Genomic DNA, 15,846 nt, shown 5'->3' on the forward strand with positions numbered 1-15,846 from the left:
ATGACAGCGGAGGGGTTCGGGTTATCGATCCCCAAGGTGCCGATCGTATGCCAGACATTGTTCGGGTCGGTGAGTGCGAGGCTTCCCGATCCTGAGAAATCCCCGCGTGCGGATACAGCGTTATAGTCCAAGTTCGTTGTCCCGAAGACGGCGTTGTTGATGACTGCGCTGCTGATATCCGCCCAAGATATCTGCACGCCGGAGAGCTTCAGCACTCCATTCTCGTACACCATGGGAAGCGTGTACTGGTTCCCATCGGTGACCACGAACTGATCCGCCAGGATGGCGAAGCGCGTGCGCTGGACGCCATTGACGGTATAGAGCTCGAGGAAGAAGCCGGTTTCCTTGTAGGCTTGCGCCACGGTGCCACGGATGGCGACAGAATACCGGGCATCGACGCCGGATTGATTGGCCGACAGGGTGAACTTCACCAGTCCCTGAGCGGAGACATCCCCAACCGCGACATTCAGCGTATCTACGGTTTCGGCGAGAGCCTCGGTCTCGTTCGAAAGCGCGGTGATCCGCTGGCCGACGGCGGCCATGCTGTCGTCAAACTCGGTCTCGAGAAGCGTGATGATCTCCGCCAAGGCCTCGTCAGCCGTGACGCGAACCCGCCGCTCCTCGATGATCTGGGCAAAGGCGCGTCCGACTTCCGCCCGCATCTTGGAGCGCTGCACCTCCCCAACCGCTCCATCGAGCGAGAAGTTGGTGAGCGTCTCCATGATCATGTTGAGCGCCTGCCGGTTATCGGCCTGGATCTCCGCGAAGCGATCGAGCACCTCCTTGTTGAGGTTCGCCAGATAGACCTCAATGTCCTCGTTTCCGCTAGCCAGTGACGTCGCCGTCTTGATGCTTGACCATACTGTCGGGCGACCCGGCGCAATCAGCCTGTGCTGGAAGCTGTAATTGGTCTCGCTGACCACGCCTTCCTGCAACAGCGTCATGGTGATGTCGGCCTGAACGTTCTTGGTGAAGACGTTGTCCGGCTGGGCTGTCGGCCACCAGCGAAATTGAATGCCGGTGACGGACACGTCATCGAACGGTGACCACGACATGCGGAAGGCCGCAATCGTCCGGCCGTCGTCGCTCATGGCGAGAACCGGAATAGGCGTCCAGTCCGGCAACTCGTTCAAATAGACCGGCTCACCGCTCGGGATCGGGATCACCGGCGGCAAGACCCCTGCCCCGGCATAGATGTCACCGCTGCGTTCCTGAAGCGACAGCGCCACATTGCGCGGCCCATCACTGGTCAGGGCACGGATCGACCGGCTCTGGACGATATAGACCCGGCTGCCATACCGCTCGGAGTTCCATTCCACCCAGTCACCGACCTGGATATCCTGAAAGTAAGGACGCAGCACGATATCCGCGGTCGCCTCGAACCGGTTCTCGTTGTAGTAGATCGAGGCGAGCTGATTGGCCTGCCGCTTGGACGGAACCGTGCCGAAATCGATCGGCATGTCACGCGTGCGACGATCGAGCGCTACCTGTGTCGGATTCGTCTGGGTATCGTATCCGGCCGGGCTCCACATGTTGGACGGCTCCGGATAGGTGCCGCCAACCGAGTTGACGAGGTCGGCCATCGATCGCCGGCGCTGGAACCGAACGTTCTCCCCGGTGATCAGGTCGTCATCGGTGAAGGTGGCCACGATCGGCTGAGCGGTTCCGATGAGCGGCCAGGAGCCCTCGACGCTGTCGATGACCATGCCGCCGCAGGACTGCATCAGGGCGTCGATATTGTCGCCGTGATCGACATCGCAATCGAGCAGCACCGAGCAGCGATAGCGCTTTTCTCCTTGCACGATCTCATCGCAGATATTCGCAGCCACCGCATACTTGTCGAGCGGCAGGTCTTCCGGGTCCATGCCCATGCCGCAGAACATGTCATTGTTCCACGAGAAGCCGCGCCGGTAATTGTAATCCATGACCACCGGGTTTTCGGTGAACTCATAGGTGGCGTAATTCCCCCAGCGATGCGGGCCGGAACCACCGACCGAGCTATCCTTTCGGAAGTCATATAGGCGAGCGCCGCGCAGCTCGAAGAAGAAGTCCGGGAAGCTGTTGAGCTTCTCCTGGTCATAGGTGAGCTTCGCGATCAGATAGCATTGGCCATGACCCACATGCTCTTCCGTCCAGCGTCCGGTCGGGTTCGCCTTGTCGACCAGATCGTCATCCGCCGAAACCTGCGTTCCCTCATAGAAAACAAAGCTCATCCGGCCGGCATAGTCACCGCTTGCGACCGTGAATGTTTTGCCGCCATCGGTCGTTTCGAGGCTCAACTGCTTCCCGCCGGCCCAGATCTTCGACAGCCCGTCACAGGGGAAGTCGGAAAACACATAGACCTGCTGCAGGAACTTGTTCGAGCTGCCATAGGTGTTGACATAACAGTCATGGCCGGCAATCCCGACATAGCCACAGGCGACCTTGCGGCTGACGCTCTCACCATACTCACGGTCGAACTGCGTGCCGGATGACTTCTTGGCAGCCTTCTTCGCACGATCGGCCTGGATTTTGCCGACGACGAAGTTAAGACCAAGCCCAATGACGGCCTTGCCAATAATCCCAAGGCTGCCGATCGCGGAACCGATCGCGCCAATCACAGGTGCCAGAAAGCCCATCAGTCTACCTTGAATGCACGAGTGACAGCGGAGGCCGGGAGGAACTGGACAGGGCCGCCGTGGGCGCGTGTCATGAAGCCGATCGCCGTGAACACGCCGCCGGAAAACTGGTCTTCCCGCTCGATCACGCCGATATCGCCGCGCTGGGCCATCAGGACGCCGATTTCCGGGAACCTCGCGGCGAATGCCTGGGCTACGTTCTCAAAGCCGTGCCTGCGCAACTTCTTGCCCGCTCCGGCCTCGGTCTTGTAGCCGAGTGCAGCCGGGTACATCCGCTCGCCTATGACCGCCTCGACTGCATCGTCGGGGATCATGTAGCAGTCGGATTTTCCCCACTCACCGGGCATAGCCTGATGCTTCGCCACAACCGCGTTGAGGCGAATTTCCCAATCTGGATGTCTGGACATGGTTGTCGTTTGGCCTGTCTTGAAGTGACTCGACTCATCCGGCCAAAGCGTGCTGATATCGAACCCGCTCTAAAGGGGGATTGCGATGTCGAACTACACTGTAGAAGACCAACTCAACGCCATGACTTCGCTCGTAGCGAGCCTGCTTCAGTCGCTTCATCAGTCCGGGGCTTTGTCGGGGAGCGAGATAAAAGAAGTCGTGCAGAGAGCCGCAGATAACTGCGGACGTCGGCCGGAAACCTCCGGTGCTAGCGAGTACCTTCGGGAAACATATCTTTCTGCGATACGATGAGATTTGCCGCGACTTGGCGCTGAATTGCGAGCCAGTCGATCTTCACCGTCGAAATTTCATTGGATGGCAGCATAATAGCCTCCGATTTTCAGTTACTGAAGATTGGCTCTACCGCACCAAAGATTTGAACGGCTCGCCGAGAAGGCCGCGCCGCGAAGTGCTGGCGCTGCTGTCCTTGCGGCCCCAGTAGATATCGATGCGACCCGCCTTGCCGGCATGCTCAAAGAACTTGTCACCCGGTGCGCGGCGCTGCTGATCGGCCGTGGAGCGAACCCGACCGTTCTTGCGGCTGTAGTCGAGCTGGCGCCCTTCGCATCGAGCGGTCAGCACGTAGCCCCGGTCCGGATCGATCGCGTGCTCGATGACGTCGAGGTAGCCGCGCGCCACCGTCTCCACCTGCAACAGAGCGCCGGTGTCCGGATGGAAATGCGCGTCCAGCACCCGGACCGGCCGATCTCGGTAATCCTCGTTCTCGATCTGGACGAGCACGGCCGGCGTAAGGCCATCGTCCGGGCTCTCGGCTAGCGTCAGCGTGAAACTGCCATCGGCCGTCGTGCCAGAGCCGTTCCCGAGGTCCGAAACTTCGATCAGGCCAAACGGTTTGTATTCGACGCCCTGATAGGTCAGCGGCTCCGACCGCGCGATGAATCCATAGATGCCGGAACCGAACTGGAACCGCACCATCTGACGCGTGCTGATGCGGCCCTCGTCGTAGAGGGTTCTGACTTCCGGAGAGAGCATTAGCGCCAACCCCTCCGGCTGGCGTCCCGAATTGCGGATTGAATTTTCGGATCCTTCCTCGGATCGTCGTGCGAGACATCCTCGGCGGGCTCGTCGCTCAGGACGATTACGCCATCCCGACCAACCCTCGGATCATAGGGCGGGACACTCTTGGCGCGTTCATTGCCAAATACGACTACCCCAGCAACGGCAGCAGGGACGTTGATCCGAGGCTCGCCGCCCCGCAATGTCAAGGACACACCCATCTCGCGCAACTTCCGGAGAGTTTCGCGCTCCCAGAATTCATCGATCATGCCCTTGAGGCCCTCGACCGTTCCACAAAGAGCTCCACCCACACGCACAAGCGGCTCGCCCGCCTCATTGCGTTCGCAGCCGATCTCAATCATCGGATAGTCGTTCATTGGATTTTCCTCCTGAGGCGCGGTGTTCTCGCTCATCGCAGCACCTGATAGCCGTCAAACGTCGCCGGCGTGGGGTCCGCAATCACCTGATGAGCCCAGGTATTGTGATCCATGATGAAGAGCGCCCGAGGCCGCCACAGACGCGCGGTGGCGGCGGTTGTGAAGGTCGAGGTATGGAGCAGCGGCGCGACCGTGAGGGCCAGCACACCGCCCGCTGTCGCGGTTGCAGGCGCAATGATCTCGTACAGCGCTGTATAGACGCCCTGGCTAAGTTCGACGCGGTCACCGACCGACGCCACATAGCCCGCAGGAACTCCGCCGAGCGTCAGGGCACCCGATGCCCCGAGAGAGGTCACCGTCGCGTTTCCTGACCATCCTGGCGCTATTTCCTGAGGCGTCTGCGCCGCTCCGTAGGCAAGCGGCGCCATCTGGCCGATGTCGAAACAACGGAAACGGTTGAAGCCGCCCCGAAGCGACAGCTTCCAAGCGTGCCAGAGTTGACGACCTTCACGATCGAGAGGCTTGGTTTCTATATGGACCTGCCAAGCCTTGTCTCGAACTTCACTCAGGTTGAATGCCATGCCGCGATTGAAGGGAGTGGCAACCGTACCCTCAAGCAGAGTGAACGTGCATTCGACTACCTTCGTCGATGGCAGATCGATCACCGCCATTAGATTTTTCTCCGCTTCTGTCCGTCTTGAACGGCAGAGAGGATCGTGCCGGGAAGATCAGCCTTCATTTTCCGAAGATCCTGACGAAGAAGAGCGATCTCAGCTTTGTCAGCATTCGGCGCGTTGATGACCGGAGCAAAATTGACGTTGATGTTGTCTCCGCCACGATTGCCGTTGTCGTTCGCACCACGAAGGTGATGGTTGGGAACGACTTGCTCCCCGCCCTTGAACCGGACGAGCTCCGGGCCTTCCTCTCCCACGATTGCCATGCCGGCACGAGCAGACGCGGTGCCCGAGGCGTAAAGCCCAACCGAAGGCGCAGGCGGGAAGTAGCTAGTGCCGCGCCCACCGCCAAACAGACCGCCAAAAATTGAGCTGAGAAACCCTCCGCCACCGCCGAGCCCGGACGATGCCGAGTTCACCTTGAAGAGGGCATCCATTACCTCGTTCAGCAGCTTGTCCGTGATGCGATCGAGGACATTCAGCGCAGCTTTACCGAAGCTGGACAAGAAGCCCTCACCGTTCTTGAGCCCGTTCCGAAGATCGTTGACGAAACCACCGAAGGTGCTTTTTACGAAACTCAGGTTCTCTTCTGCCGCCTTGGTCGCCGCACTCGCGGTGTCGAATCCCTTCGCCGTGTCTTCACCAGCCTTTTTGCCGGCACCGCCGGCCGCCTTCGACTTCTGCTCCACGTCCGTGAGACTTGATGCAAGCTCCTTCAACTTCGAGGAAGCTATCGACGCGCCAGTCTGAATGGCCGTGCCGATTTGCCCGAGGTAGTCTTGGCTGAGGGCGGCTTGGACTGCTGCATTCCGCGCCGCGACACCTTCGGAAAGGCCGGCGGCATACGTGTTTTCGATCTGTCCGAAATCAACGGAGCCGATTTCGCCGATCTGAAAGCCGCCCGGGAGGTTAGACAACGCCCCATTTACGCTCTGAATAAGCTGGTTGAGCATGCCCGAGGCAGCATTGATCATCTTCTCCATGGCGGAGATGGCCGCATTTGCCGCCCCGACGGCAGCGGCGCCAACGATGTTCGGGAACTGGTTCCACACGAACTTGATGTCTTCGAAGGCAGCGACAAACGAGCCAATGACAAGGTTCACCCCGGTCTTGGCCGCGCCGACGATGTCTACGCCGAAGATCTTCGTCAGTTCGTCCCGGAATATGCCGGCGGCGGCTACGGCGGCCGTGATCCCGGCTACGAAGGCAATCGCGGGGTTAGCTGCGGCAAAGGATGCCGCGAGACCGAGTGCGGCGACCGATAGGCGGCCAAGGAGCGCTATGAGTTGCACAGTGCCCCCGATGATGGCCGGAGCATAGAGAAGCGCCAGCCCGGCAGCCGCGGCGGCAGCATATGGCGCAATCGTCTGGAGAACGTCGGCAACGGCATTCATGCCAGAGGCTACGAGGCTCATCCATTCGACCTGCTGAATGCCGACAGCAGCCAAGGCGGTGAGGCCAACGGCAAGCAGCGTGACTGGAGAGAGTATCGCTAGGAACGCGGCTCCAAGTTCCTTCGCGAAGCCGCCTGTGGAGGTCATAGCTACCTGGGCGATCTGCAACCCCTGCTGCATGCCGATCAGCCCGGCATTCATTCCGCCCGCCGCTGTGGTGAAGACGTCGAACCCTTGAGCGGCAAGATTTGCAGCATTGTGGGTTTTGGCCATCCCCACGACGTTCTGATTGGCAGCAACGGTATAGGCCTTCGTCGCGGTCGCAGCTTTCTGAAATCCTCCAGCTGATGCAGCAGCTGCCGCACCTGCGTTTTTGGTGGATACGGACAGGCCATCGGCGGCAACGTCGGCCATCTTCGCAGCATTGGTCAGGTCATGCAGTTCATTCTTCGCCTGAGAAGTCCCCTTGGTGTTAACCTGAATACCGAGCTGCGCAACGTCCATGTTGATTTACCTTTCAGGCGGAGCCGCCTATCGTCCCTCCATCGACACGGAGATCTACGATGCGGAAATTGACAGCGGTTTTTCTGGCAGGAGTGCTGCACTCGACAGCACAAGCACAGGCACAAGACTTGATGAGCCAAGTAGTCCAATCCTCATTCAAGAGGATGGCCCTCGCCTACATGTGCCGCGATGCAATCGGCATTTCTCACTATCAAGCCGCAAGGATAGCAGCCGAAGGAGTACTCCAAACGGTCGGTTCGAGTGCCGACGAAGCGACTTTGGCCGTCGATGAGTTGGACAAAAAGTTCAAGGCGGACCCTAGGGCAAAGAACCCTGCCGCGGACGCGGGCAAGTGCCTCGAGCAGATGAATGAAGCATCTCACGACTTGGACGTACTGCTAGCGAAGTTCCGAACGCAGAAATAACTCACGCCTTCGGCTTCTCATTCGCTACGCGTTGTGCCTCTCGCTCCTTCGCAAGAGCATCGAGGTATGCGTCGTCCATGTCGGTGATGATGGTGATTTCCTCTCGGAGGAGGATTTCACCGGTAAGGTGGGACCAAGAGGCGATCTCGGCATAGGTGAGCGGCTGGGGTCCGTTCATTCCCTGCGGGCGGCGCCGGTTGAGCAGCCAGAAGGCCGCCCACAGGCTTTCGCCCTCTTCGGGTATCTCCGGCTCCTGGATCAGTTCATCGCGCCCAAAGCGCTCGTACATTTCGCGCTTCGAGACGATGTCCTTTCCGTCCCGGCCCCGATCGAGTTCATATCCAGGCGTATTGAACTCGACAGTGATGGAGATCGCCTGAGTTAGGCGGTCTCCGAGGGAACGAAAAAAGCCGCTTCATCTCCGAGGGCAACATCGATCTGCTTGGCAAGCGCCGGCACCGCGAGCAGCTTGCGCTTGTTTGCTTCGGTGCAGGCCGGCTTCTTGTCACCGCCGAGGTTGGCATCGCCGGAGAACGCCCACGACACGATAGCCGCCGAGAGGAGAGCGATCGTGTTGTCGTCGATCTTCTCGGCGGTGACCGTGTTCCGGCCGCCCTTGAGCGCCTTGTTCTTCAACTGGCGCTCAACGGCTTTGACCTCGTCGCTTTCGAGGCTGCGAAGCTCAACAGAGACGCCCAGGTTTTCGCCGGTCGCCGGATGCTTGAGGTCAAGCGTGATGGTATTCGGCTGGAGGGTAAGAAGGTCCACGGCTCACCTCAGGGAGTTTCGACAGGGGCAATGAAGAGCGGGCGCTGATCGGTGAACGCCACAGTGTAGCTCTCCCGAATGAAATCGTCGGTGCTTCCGCCGAGAAGCTGAGGCCCGGATATGGGGCCGGCAGCGTACATGATCGTGTTCGACCATTCCGGGCCGGGTGCGTCCGCATACTCGATCTTGATCGCATAGTTGAACTTGGTGCCCGCAGCCGCCCGCATGGCGATCTGGCCGGGATCATCGAAGATGCGAGCAACCTCGATCGACAATTCGCCGGCATCCTCGACGCCCTTGGCCTTGGAGGTCACTTCCGTGTCGAGGGTGTTGTAGGAGACGATGTTCGGCGCGGCGCCATAGTCGCCCAGGTTGCCGACCGAGCCGATGGGCGTGAAGGTCAGCGCACCGAAACCCGCGGCATTGAGCGGAAGCGTGACGGGAGTGGTGCTGATCGACACCAACGCCCCCTGCAGTGTGGTCTTGATACCAGCCATGTTAGTTCTCCGGGGTGAAAGCAAAGTACGGAATGCTGACGGGAACCTTCATCCGGTCCACGTCCTTGAGTGGGCTTGCTGCCCAGGGCTCGCCACTGATCGTGATCTTCACGCCAGAGGCGAATAGGGTTTGGTTCTTGAAGCGGTCGATGATCTCGCCGGCGACCTCGAGTGCCTCGGTCAACCCGATACCGAGCGGCCACATCACCGATGCCTGCAGGATTCCCCGCTTCTGCTGCGGGTCGTCGCCTATGGTGATCTGCCGAGTTTGATTGGGCAGGAAGCTGAGTTCGATGAACTTGCCCGGCTTCGTCTGGCCTGATGAGGGGAACGTAACGTTCGGGCCGGCAATCGGCAGGACGTCCGGCATGGTGCGCAAATGCGTAGCCAGCGCACTGAAGATGATTGCGTCCGTGCCCGTCGCCATTAGAAACGGTCCTCGACGAGGACTTTCACTTTGCCCTTGAGGGTTTCCATCAGGATGTCGCCGGTCTTTTTGTCGAATGCCAGGTTGTCGGCCTCGGTGCGGACGCAGCGGCGGACTTCTCCAGCCTCCTCATCAGCCATGACGGCATCGCGCACCTTCTCCCCGTCGAGGTAGACGGTGACTATCTTGCGATCGCCATTCAGCTTGCACCAAGCCGCATAGCCGGGATCGGCCTTGTCCGAAGAAACCCGCATATGATACTCCATGGGAATGTCTGAAAAGCCGCCTCTATCGGACAGCGAGGTTTACGACCTGCTCCACACACTGTGGCTGCACGCTGCGACCGCGCGGGGAGAAACCGAATATGGCGAAAACACCTTGAAGGCCGCTCGATTGGCGCTGTTTACGCTGCAAGCCGCAATGGTGATGAAAACCGAAGGCGCTACAGTCCGAATGCCTTCCGAACCTTCGCAGCATTCCGATTGACGTGAACGGGCCAATTTTGGGCCGCCAGGCGAACGAACCCCGTTCCGGGCCTTCCGTTGGCGCCATACTCCTGATGCCCGGCGTATGCAGCCGTGTAGCCGAAGAACAGGTCATCCTCTAACGAGGATCCGGTGATCACGGCTTCGATTGTTGCGAAGTCGAAGGTATAGGTTCGCCCATCGACCGGTTTGGCATTCGGATTGATCCTCGGCATGGCGGATGTCGAAGCCATCAAAGACGCCCAGAGAAAACCAGTTTCCCAAGGCAGTCGGCCCCCCTCGAAGTCCGGCGTGTTCATCTCTCGCACGACGTCCTTCGCACTCTCGTTCCTAACCGCCTCGATGGCCTCCGGAACCTTTTCTGCCCATCCTGAGACAGCAGCCGAAAACGAAAGCTTCGCCATCAGGCCGCCCTCGCCCGATACCGGCGGAGACCAGCCGCAATATAGTCGATGTCGTACTCGACCCGGCACTTGCAGCCTATCCGATGACGGACCGGCGCCTTGGGGTCGTGCGGATACATCAGGTGCGTGCCGTCTGGCGCGACGAACGGCTGATCGATGCCGACTGACTGGCCCGACATGGCGATATGCTGAAGCCGAGGATGCTCCGAGCCGGAATGCCTCCACTTCTTCGTCACTTCCTGGGCGGCGATCTTCCCGCCTTCGATCTGCTGGCGGATAGCGTTATCGCGGACAGAGAAGAGCGCGGTGCGTGTCTCTTCGAGCGCGATCGTCTCTGCCCGAAGGAGCAAGTTGCGATCTGACAGCCGGCCAATAATCTTTGCGACTAACTCGCGATCCACTGGCCGATCTTCGCGGATGGCTTTGAGCACCGTGCGGTCAAACCTCCGATCTCTCGTCTTCAGAGCAAGGTAGGAGCGCATTCCGTCGAGGTTGCCCGACAGGAGGCTTTCCCGAGCCCGAGTGATGAACTCCGCCTGACGAGAAGTGAGGCCTATCACACCCCCTTCCCTTCGGCCGGTCACGCGATTGACCCGACCGACCACCTCAAGAGCGGTTGCCGTAGGATTGCGCCCCTGCGCCAACCCTGCCTCGAAGGCGATCCGAAGCGCTTCCCGCTGGTCCTCCACGATGTTCGTCACCAGTGTCGATGACTGCTCCCGGATCAGCCGCTCTGCTTCAAGATTGCGAACGCCGAATTGAAACAGCACTCGCGTACCATCGGGCGCCACCAGTTGCGGTAGGCTCTGAACCATGTTCACGCCGCCGGCATTGAATGCCTCCTGTAAGGCGATCTCCAGTGCAGAGAAAGCTTCCGGTTCGAACTGGATCGCCCGAATGGCTCCGGCTATGTCGCCACGCTCCAATCGCTCGACCACCGTCTTGAGAACGATCGTCGACTTGATCGCTTCCACACCTTCGCGGAATGCCGCGGCAAGCCTCGGCTCGTATCTGTCGAGCAGTTCATCGAAGGTCATGCGAGGCGCCCCTGCACGATGTGAACCACATCCGTGACTCCGTCATATCGGTTCGGATCACCATTGATGATGCGGAACGTCTTGCCGTTGGCGGTGACGGTGTCGCCGGGGCTGGGCACGATCGCGAGGCCGACACTGCTGATGTAAATCTGCACATCCCCGGCGAGGATGACCGTGCCGTTTATCTCGTGCGCTTGGTAGGCCATCGGCACGAGCGTGGCCGGATAGTCGGTTGGTACCGGCTCGCCTCCCTCTACAGGGTCAGGGCCTTCAAAACGCGTCACCGTGCCCTGCTGACCGTACTTCCCGATCAGACGATGCGCCGTGGCCTGCAGGCGCGCATAGAGGGCGTTAGGCATCAGCGCCCCTTTCCTTCTTCAACTTCGCGCATAGGTAATCCAGGCATGCGCATTCCCGCGCATCACAAGGAGCTAATCGCCTATGGGTGTGTCCGTTCTCGTCAGCATCTTGATCACCTTCCTGGTAATCGTGCTGGTTCTGTATCTCGTCAACCGCCTGCCGCTCGATGCCCGCATTCGTCAGATCGTCCAGGTCATCGTCGTCATCATCGGCATCATTTCCCTGCTCAGATACTTGGCAGTCTTCTAAACCACCAGCACGCCCGGCAGGCACGGCACGAGGAACGGCCACAGCATGCCCTCGATCGCTGTGACTACCGGCGTTGCCAGAGCCACAACGTCGTCGATGTCTGTTGAAGTGGAGGTTGAATATTCGACCTCAAGCTGTCCGACTTTCTCGCGTTTCACCGTGGACGTACCTGTCACCACTGGTGACAAGCTGCCGGGATTGGTGAGTTCGAGGAACGCCGCTTCATACGAGGCGATGACGATCGCCGCAGGGATTTCATCCGAAGGGATCGCTTCCCCATAATAGGTCGTGGCGTCTGTGCGAGGCCATGCCCGCTCCTGAGCATAACCGCCCGTCCGCCTACCGGTGAACCGTGGCTCGTAACGATCGATAGCCAGGGCGCCACGCTGCCGAGCAGCGGCAATGGCTGCATCGTCAGTACCTTCCGGGAGGACATAGCCCGCATCCGTCCAGTAAGCCTGCGCCCCCTCATTGGTGCCGTATCCAGCCATCTACGCCTCCAAGGCCTTGTCGATTTCGGATTGGAGCCGCTCTACCTTCCACAGGTGATGCGGCTTCTTTCCCGTCAGGTCGGCATACTCAGCCCGCAATCGCTCGATCTCAGAGACAAGCGAAGCACCCTCAATCACTTCGACCACTGGGCTTGCCTTGAGCAGCATCAGGTATTCAGCACCGAATTCGCCCGAGACCTCACCACTAGCCGGAAGCCGTAGCGGTCCACCGGTGCTGATGAGATCAAACGGACCATTCGAACGGTTGCGGATCGTGTGCATGTCATGCAGCCGCGATGACTGCGGCAGTCCCGGCGCTGGTCGCGCTGGCATTGCCGGCAGAGTTGGTTCCGGTAACCGTCACGGTGATAACCTTGCCGACATCGCCCTCGACCGGGACATAGGTCGTTGCCGTGGCGCCGGAGATGTTCACTCCGTCTGCTTTCCACTGGCGGGTATAGGTCGGCGTCGGCGTACCCGTCCAAGTGCCATTCGTGGCTGTGAGCGTCTGGCCTACCTGAGCCGTGCCGCTGACCGTCGGAAGGGCCGTGTTGGCGGGTGTCTGGGTTACAGATGCCGTATTTGCCGAATTGGCGGAGGCGCTGCCCTCGCTGTTCGTCGCGGTGACGACAACGCGGACGGTCTGGCCTGCGTCTGCGGCTACGAGTGTATAGGTCGCGGATGTCGCGCCACTGATATTCGTTGTGCCACGCTGCCACTGACGGGTGAACGTCGGAGATGGGTTGCCGGACCATGTTCCCGGCGAAGCCGTAAGAACCTGTCCAACGCGGGCTGTGCCCGAAATGGTCGGGATCGCTGTGTTCGCAGGAGCGGACAGTGTCTCAACCGATGCCGAGCCGCTTTCCGTGTAAATGCCGATGATCTCGACACTAGCGGTATCCGGCTCCAGGGTCGCGGTTCCGCCCAATGCGCCGGCAACATGATACGATCCATCGACGTCATGCAGCCCAAGCGGCGTTGCGGTGAGGTTCTTTACGGATTGGGCCATGGAAGCGGTTCCTTCGCGTCAGAGGTGGCGAGCGGCACGGATGCCGCCCGCTTCTGCCTTGGGAGCAGTGGTTAGGCCGCCGGCGGCTGGCTGATACCGTCCAGGTAGCGGAAAGCAACCGTGGTCAGCAGCTCCACACCGCCGGTGCGGAAGATGCCGGGGATCTGCCAGTTGAGCGGGCCATCCTGATAGACCGGAAGGAACTGGTGAGGCATCGGAAGGTGAAGCTTCACATAGTCCTGGTCGTTCTTGTAGACGACCATACGGCCCGTACCGGCTGCCGGTGCGACACCAGCGGTACCGAGCTCGCGCACAGTACGGATCGTGAGCGGGCGGCCGGTCGTCATGGTGTAGATGTTGGTCCGCATGACGAAGGACAGGATGGTTTCCATCGTCGTCGCGCTATAGGGCGTGGCGGCGATGTAGTTGTATGCTTCGACCGGCAGGAGGATGGTGTCTGCCATCTCCACCTCGAACGTGGCGAGGTTGACGCCCTGCAGGCCCAAGTTGATGTCCCGGACGATCTGCGCCGGGGTCTTTACGCCGACACCATCTTCATTGACCCAGAAGGTCGCAGAGCCCGTGCCATCCGCAGGGACAACCGCGGTGACGACGCCCGGATAGTTGATCAGGCCGCCGAGGCCCTTCTCGGTACTACCGAGCAGCGTCAGGTCGTACATGAACTTGGTGTAGGCCAAGCGGGCTGCACGAGCGCGACGGTTCGGGAGGGATGCACCGATCTGGATGGCGGTGTTGATCTCCTCGATGTTGTACTGGTAGCCGATCGCCGCCAGATGGAAGGTCTTGGTCTGCATGTCCTGGGAGACATCCGCGACCGGGATATCCTTGGCATAGCCAGACTGGAACTTCGCAGCGCCGGTCAGGTCCGAGGTGTAGGTGAGGATGCCCGGCGACCATGCCGGACCGGTGGTGTCGACGTAGATGAGACGGCCGAAATCCCAATCGGGAAAGCGGGTCTCATAGACGGTCTGGTTGATGCGGTACGCCTGACCGGTGACAAATGCCAGGGCCTGAGCGTCACGGACGATCTGGTTCATAGGTTATGCTCCTGCCGAGACAGAGGGAACGGGGCGACGGTAGCGGACAATGCCGACAGCGCCGGACGAGCCGGCTTCATCGAACTGAGCGCCGGGGATGGTGAGAACGGTCGCCGATGCAGCCGCACCGGTCCACGTGCCGTTCGTGACGTTGAAGCGCGCCTGAGCGCCCTTGGTGACGTTGGCACCGAGCAGCACGCCGATGACACCGCTCTCGCAGATCGCCACGTTGTCGTACTGCTGATAGGTATCGCCGGGGCGCGGCAGGGTCACGGTAGCCTCGGTGATGCCGAGGACGTTCTGTGCCGCAGCGGTGAGAGGTGCGCAGGTGTGTGCACCGGTACCGGCGATGGCCGGCACGCCGAAACCGAGAGCCGTTGCGCCTTCCAGGGTGCGAGTGATGGTATTCCACTCTTCCATGTTGGCGCGGCGGCCCACCGCATAGGCGGCGATATTGTCGCGATAGGAAATGGGCATGGCTTAAGCCTCCTTGCGCCAGGCGTTGAGGTCTTCGACGCTCTTGTTCCAAGCGTCGTTGGTTTGCGTGTGGGCATCGCCCATCGGCTTCAGGCCGTCGGATACGACACGGGCGAACGGGTCCGCCGACTTCGCATCCTTGGCAATCGCCTTGAACATGCCGGAGACTTCGGCGTCGGAAGCGTCCTTCACCATCTCGTCGCCGAGCTTGGCCCGGACGGCGGCCCGGCGAAGATCAGCGTCGGTGCCCTTGATCTCGATCTTGCTGTCGATCGCCTTGACGGTCTCGATCAGCGAGGCACGGTCAGCCACCATGCGGTCCACGTCCTCCGGCTTCAGGGCTGCGTCCTGGGCCTTTTTGAGGTCGGCCTTGAGGGTGCCGATTTCCTCGTCCTTCGCGGCGAGGGTTGCCTTGTGCTCGCCGGCCGCCGTCTGGAGGTCGGCGATCTGCTTGTTGAAGCCGTCGATCGCGCGCTGCACGATCTGGGCGTCCTTGTCGGCCAACTCGACCGAGAGGCCATCAACCATGAGGGTTCGGGTCGTCATTGACCGTTTTCCTTTCCCATCGTCTCCGATTTTCAGGTGGGAACCGCCCCTGGCAGCGGAGACGACCGCCAGGTGGTTCATGCGAAGGGATGTCTGGATCGCGTCGTACTGCTCGCCCGTAGGCGTGACGCCGTCCTGAAACTTGAGCTCGGTCGAGTAACCCATGGAGAGCTCGCGCTTGCCGCCCTCGACCTTGGCAATGGCGTTCTTGTCCATGAGGACGAGAGGCACGCGGACGAATTCACCGTCACGCACCACCTCTCCGCCGGTCTGGCCGACAGAGTGCTGTTTCCAATTGTCGGCGGAGACGGATTCGGACGGATGGTCGTCGGTCACCGGTCGGTAGGCGTAGGAGTGCATCGCATCCTTGGCGAAGACCTCTTCCTCCGGCCGATAGACACGCACCACCGCCTTGTCGCGCAGGCCGTGCTTGTTCTCGGGGTCAACCTCCGGACCGGTGTAAAGCTGGATGCCGGTACGGGCCACGCGAGCGTCGGCAACGAGGTATCCATCCTGGGTACGGCGGAGGCCGTCCAGGGCTACAGTGTCGAAGAGTTGCATGCTAGAAACCCCAACCGTTTG

Annotated in this window: 22 protein-coding genes; 2 read left to right on the forward strand and 20 right to left on the reverse strand. The window is 60.6% G+C overall.

What is annotated here, in order from left to right; all coding sequences use genetic code 11:
• The 6 genes from YH62_RS15320 to YH62_RS15345 form a co-directional block, all read right to left on the reverse strand.
• Positions 1–2,618: phage tail protein (locus YH62_RS15320; RefSeq protein ID WP_156176954.1), on the reverse strand; the 2,618-nt coding region annotated here is incomplete at its 3' end.
• Complete coding sequence (locus YH62_RS15325) at positions 2,618–3,025, reverse strand: hypothetical protein (RefSeq protein WP_046795133.1); 408 nt, start codon at positions 3,023–3,025, stop codon at positions 2,618–2,620. The genes YH62_RS15325 and YH62_RS15320, both read right to left, overlap by 1 nt.
• Before the next feature lie 400 nt (positions 3,026–3,425).
• Positions 3,426–4,058 (reverse strand): hypothetical protein, encoded by a 633-nt coding sequence (locus YH62_RS15330; protein ID WP_046795134.1) that lies wholly within the window; start codon positions 4,056–4,058, stop codon positions 3,426–3,428.
• Positions 4,058–4,459, reverse strand: coding sequence for a hypothetical protein (locus YH62_RS15335; protein WP_046795135.1), 402 nt, complete (start codon positions 4,457–4,459; stop codon positions 4,058–4,060). The genes YH62_RS15330 and YH62_RS15335 overlap by 1 nt, the downstream gene beginning before the upstream one ends.
• 32 nt (positions 4,460–4,491) lie before the next feature.
• Positions 4,492–5,130: a hypothetical protein gene (locus YH62_RS15340; RefSeq protein ID WP_046795136.1), complete on the reverse strand. Its 639-nt coding sequence runs from the start codon at positions 5,128–5,130 to the stop codon at positions 4,492–4,494.
• Positions 5,130–7,031 (reverse strand): hypothetical protein, encoded by a 1,902-nt coding sequence (locus YH62_RS15345; RefSeq protein ID WP_052760427.1) that lies wholly within the window; start codon positions 7,029–7,031, stop codon positions 5,130–5,132. The genes YH62_RS15340 and YH62_RS15345 overlap by 1 nt, the downstream gene beginning before the upstream one ends.
• Positions 7,032–7,090: 59 nt before the next feature.
• Here YH62_RS15345 and YH62_RS15350 point away from each other — a divergent pair, with 59 nt between their 5' ends.
• The gene (locus YH62_RS15350; RefSeq protein WP_046795137.1) at positions 7,091–7,456 is read left to right on the forward strand and encodes a hypothetical protein; all 366 of its coding nucleotides are present in this window, start codon (positions 7,091–7,093) and stop codon (positions 7,454–7,456) included.
• Position 7,457: 1 nt separating this feature from the next.
• Here YH62_RS15350 and YH62_RS15355 read toward each other — a convergent pair whose 3' ends face one another.
• The 8 genes from YH62_RS15355 to YH62_RS15390 all read right to left on the reverse strand — a co-directional run bounded on the left by YH62_RS15355 (position 7,458) and on the right by YH62_RS15390 (position 11,433).
• Positions 7,458–7,745: a hypothetical protein gene (locus YH62_RS15355; protein WP_046795138.1), complete on the reverse strand. Its 288-nt coding sequence runs from the start codon at positions 7,743–7,745 to the stop codon at positions 7,458–7,460.
• A 92-nt stretch (positions 7,746–7,837) separates the two neighbouring features.
• Complete coding sequence (locus tag YH62_RS15360; protein WP_046795139.1) at positions 7,838–8,224, reverse strand: hypothetical protein; 387 nt, start codon at positions 8,222–8,224, stop codon at positions 7,838–7,840.
• A gap of 8 nt (positions 8,225–8,232) precedes the next feature.
• Positions 8,233–8,721 carry a hypothetical protein gene (locus tag YH62_RS15365; protein WP_046795140.1) on the reverse strand — a complete coding sequence of 163 codons (489 nt, stop codon included), beginning with the start codon at positions 8,719–8,721 and terminating at the stop codon, positions 8,233–8,235.
• 1 nt (position 8,722) lies between these two features.
• Positions 8,723–9,148, reverse strand: coding sequence for a phage tail terminator-like protein (locus YH62_RS15370; protein WP_046795141.1), 426 nt, complete (start codon positions 9,146–9,148; stop codon positions 8,723–8,725).
• Entirely contained in the window at positions 9,148–9,402 is a 255-nt protein-coding gene (locus YH62_RS15375) for a hypothetical protein (RefSeq protein ID WP_046795142.1), read from the reverse strand. Before YH62_RS15375 ends, YH62_RS15370 begins: the two co-directional genes overlap by 1 nt.
• 188 nt (positions 9,403–9,590) lie before the next feature.
• On the reverse strand, positions 9,591–10,037 hold the full coding sequence (locus YH62_RS15380; protein ID WP_046795143.1) for a hypothetical protein: 447 nt from the start codon (positions 10,035–10,037) through the stop codon (positions 9,591–9,593).
• Positions 10,037–11,074, reverse strand: a complete 1,038-nt coding sequence (locus YH62_RS15385) for a head morphogenesis protein SPP1 (protein ID WP_046795144.1) — start codon at positions 11,072–11,074, stop codon at positions 10,037–10,039. The genes YH62_RS15380 and YH62_RS15385 overlap by 1 nt, the downstream gene beginning before the upstream one ends.
• On the reverse strand, positions 11,071–11,433 hold the full coding sequence (locus YH62_RS15390; RefSeq protein ID WP_046795145.1) for a hypothetical protein: 363 nt from the start codon (positions 11,431–11,433) through the stop codon (positions 11,071–11,073). The genes YH62_RS15385 and YH62_RS15390 overlap by 4 nt, the downstream gene beginning before the upstream one ends.
• Positions 11,434–11,521: 88 nt before the next feature.
• Between YH62_RS15390 and YH62_RS30115 the strand changes: the two genes are divergently transcribed.
• On the forward strand, positions 11,522–11,683 hold the full coding sequence (locus YH62_RS30115; RefSeq protein ID WP_137326902.1) for a Thivi_2564 family membrane protein: 162 nt from the start codon (positions 11,522–11,524) through the stop codon (positions 11,681–11,683).
• Here the strand turns inward: YH62_RS30115 and YH62_RS15395 are convergent.
• From YH62_RS15395 to YH62_RS15420, 6 genes are all read right to left on the reverse strand, one after another.
• The gene (locus YH62_RS15395) at positions 11,680–12,174 is read right to left on the reverse strand and encodes a DnaT-like ssDNA-binding protein (protein WP_046795146.1); all 495 of its coding nucleotides are present in this window, start codon (positions 12,172–12,174) and stop codon (positions 11,680–11,682) included. The two genes, YH62_RS30115 and YH62_RS15395, sit on opposite strands and share 4 nt — an antisense overlap.
• Positions 12,175–12,456: a hypothetical protein gene (locus YH62_RS15400; RefSeq protein WP_046795147.1), complete on the reverse strand. Its 282-nt coding sequence runs from the start codon at positions 12,454–12,456 to the stop codon at positions 12,175–12,177.
• 1 nt (position 12,457) lies between these two features.
• Positions 12,458–13,183, reverse strand: a complete 726-nt coding sequence (locus YH62_RS29115) for a hypothetical protein (protein WP_052760428.1) — start codon at positions 13,181–13,183, stop codon at positions 12,458–12,460.
• A gap of 71 nt (positions 13,184–13,254) precedes the next feature.
• Positions 13,255–14,241 (reverse strand): DUF2184 domain-containing protein, encoded by a 987-nt coding sequence (locus tag YH62_RS15410; protein ID WP_046795148.1) that lies wholly within the window; start codon positions 14,239–14,241, stop codon positions 13,255–13,257.
• A 3-nt stretch (positions 14,242–14,244) separates the two neighbouring features.
• Positions 14,245–14,718, reverse strand: coding sequence for a hypothetical protein (locus tag YH62_RS15415; protein ID WP_046795149.1), 474 nt, complete (start codon positions 14,716–14,718; stop codon positions 14,245–14,247).
• Positions 14,719–14,721: 3 nt separating this feature from the next.
• Positions 14,722–15,825, reverse strand: coding sequence for a DUF2213 domain-containing protein (locus tag YH62_RS15420; protein ID WP_046795150.1), 1,104 nt, complete (start codon positions 15,823–15,825; stop codon positions 14,722–14,724).
• Positions 15,826–15,846: the final 21 nt, after the last annotated feature.

It is taken from the genome of Rhizobium sp. LC145, from assembly GCF_001005825.1.
Taxonomy (GTDB): Bacteria; Pseudomonadota; Alphaproteobacteria; order Rhizobiales; family Rhizobiaceae; genus Neorhizobium.

Coding starts and splice junctions, on each gene's coding strand:
- YH62_RS15325 (WP_046795133.1), bottom strand. CDS start 3,025: ATGTCCAGACATCCAGATTGGGAAATTCGCCTCAACGCGGTTGTGGCG.
- YH62_RS15415 (WP_046795149.1), bottom strand. CDS start 14,718: ATGCCCATTTCCTATCGCGACAATATCGCCGCCTATGCGGTGGGCCGC.
- YH62_RS29115 (WP_052760428.1), bottom strand. CDS start 13,183: ATGGCCCAATCCGTAAAGAACCTCACCGCAACGCCGCTTGGGCTGCAT.
- YH62_RS15350 (WP_046795137.1), top strand. CDS start 7,091: ATGCGGAAATTGACAGCGGTTTTTCTGGCAGGAGTGCTGCACTCGACA.
- YH62_RS15395 (WP_046795146.1), bottom strand. CDS start 12,174: ATGGCTGGATACGGCACCAATGAGGGGGCGCAGGCTTACTGGACGGAT.
- YH62_RS15380 (WP_046795143.1), bottom strand. CDS start 10,037: ATGGCGAAGCTTTCGTTTTCGGCTGCTGTCTCAGGATGGGCAGAAAAG.
- YH62_RS15330 (WP_046795134.1), bottom strand. CDS start 4,058: ATGCTCTCTCCGGAAGTCAGAACCCTCTACGACGAGGGCCGCATCAGC.
- YH62_RS15390 (WP_046795145.1), bottom strand. CDS start 11,433: ATGCCTAACGCCCTCTATGCGCGCCTGCAGGCCACGGCGCATCGTCTG.
- YH62_RS15340 (WP_046795136.1), bottom strand. CDS start 5,130: ATGGCGGTGATCGATCTGCCATCGACGAAGGTAGTCGAATGCACGTTC.
- YH62_RS15385 (WP_046795144.1), bottom strand. CDS start 11,074: ATGACCTTCGATGAACTGCTCGACAGATACGAGCCGAGGCTTGCCGCG.
- YH62_RS15370 (WP_046795141.1), bottom strand. CDS start 9,148: ATGGCGACGGGCACGGACGCAATCATCTTCAGTGCGCTGGCTACGCAT.
- YH62_RS15375 (WP_046795142.1), bottom strand. CDS start 9,402: ATGCGGGTTTCTTCGGACAAGGCCGATCCCGGCTATGCGGCTTGGTGC.
- YH62_RS15355 (WP_046795138.1), bottom strand. CDS start 7,745: ATGTACGAGCGCTTTGGGCGCGATGAACTGATCCAGGAGCCGGAGATA.
- YH62_RS15345 (WP_052760427.1), bottom strand. CDS start 7,031: ATGGACGTTGCGCAGCTCGGTATTCAGGTTAACACCAAGGGGACTTCT.
- YH62_RS15335 (WP_046795135.1), bottom strand. CDS start 4,459: ATGAACGACTATCCGATGATTGAGATCGGCTGCGAACGCAATGAGGCG.
- YH62_RS15410 (WP_046795148.1), bottom strand. CDS start 14,241: ATGAACCAGATCGTCCGTGACGCTCAGGCCCTGGCATTTGTCACCGGT.
- YH62_RS15420 (WP_046795150.1), bottom strand. CDS start 15,825: ATGCAACTCTTCGACACTGTAGCCCTGGACGGCCTCCGCCGTACCCAG.
- YH62_RS15400 (WP_046795147.1), bottom strand. CDS start 12,456: ATGCACACGATCCGCAACCGTTCGAATGGTCCGTTTGATCTCATCAGC.
- YH62_RS15365 (WP_046795140.1), bottom strand. CDS start 8,721: ATGGCTGGTATCAAGACCACACTGCAGGGGGCGTTGGTGTCGATCAGC.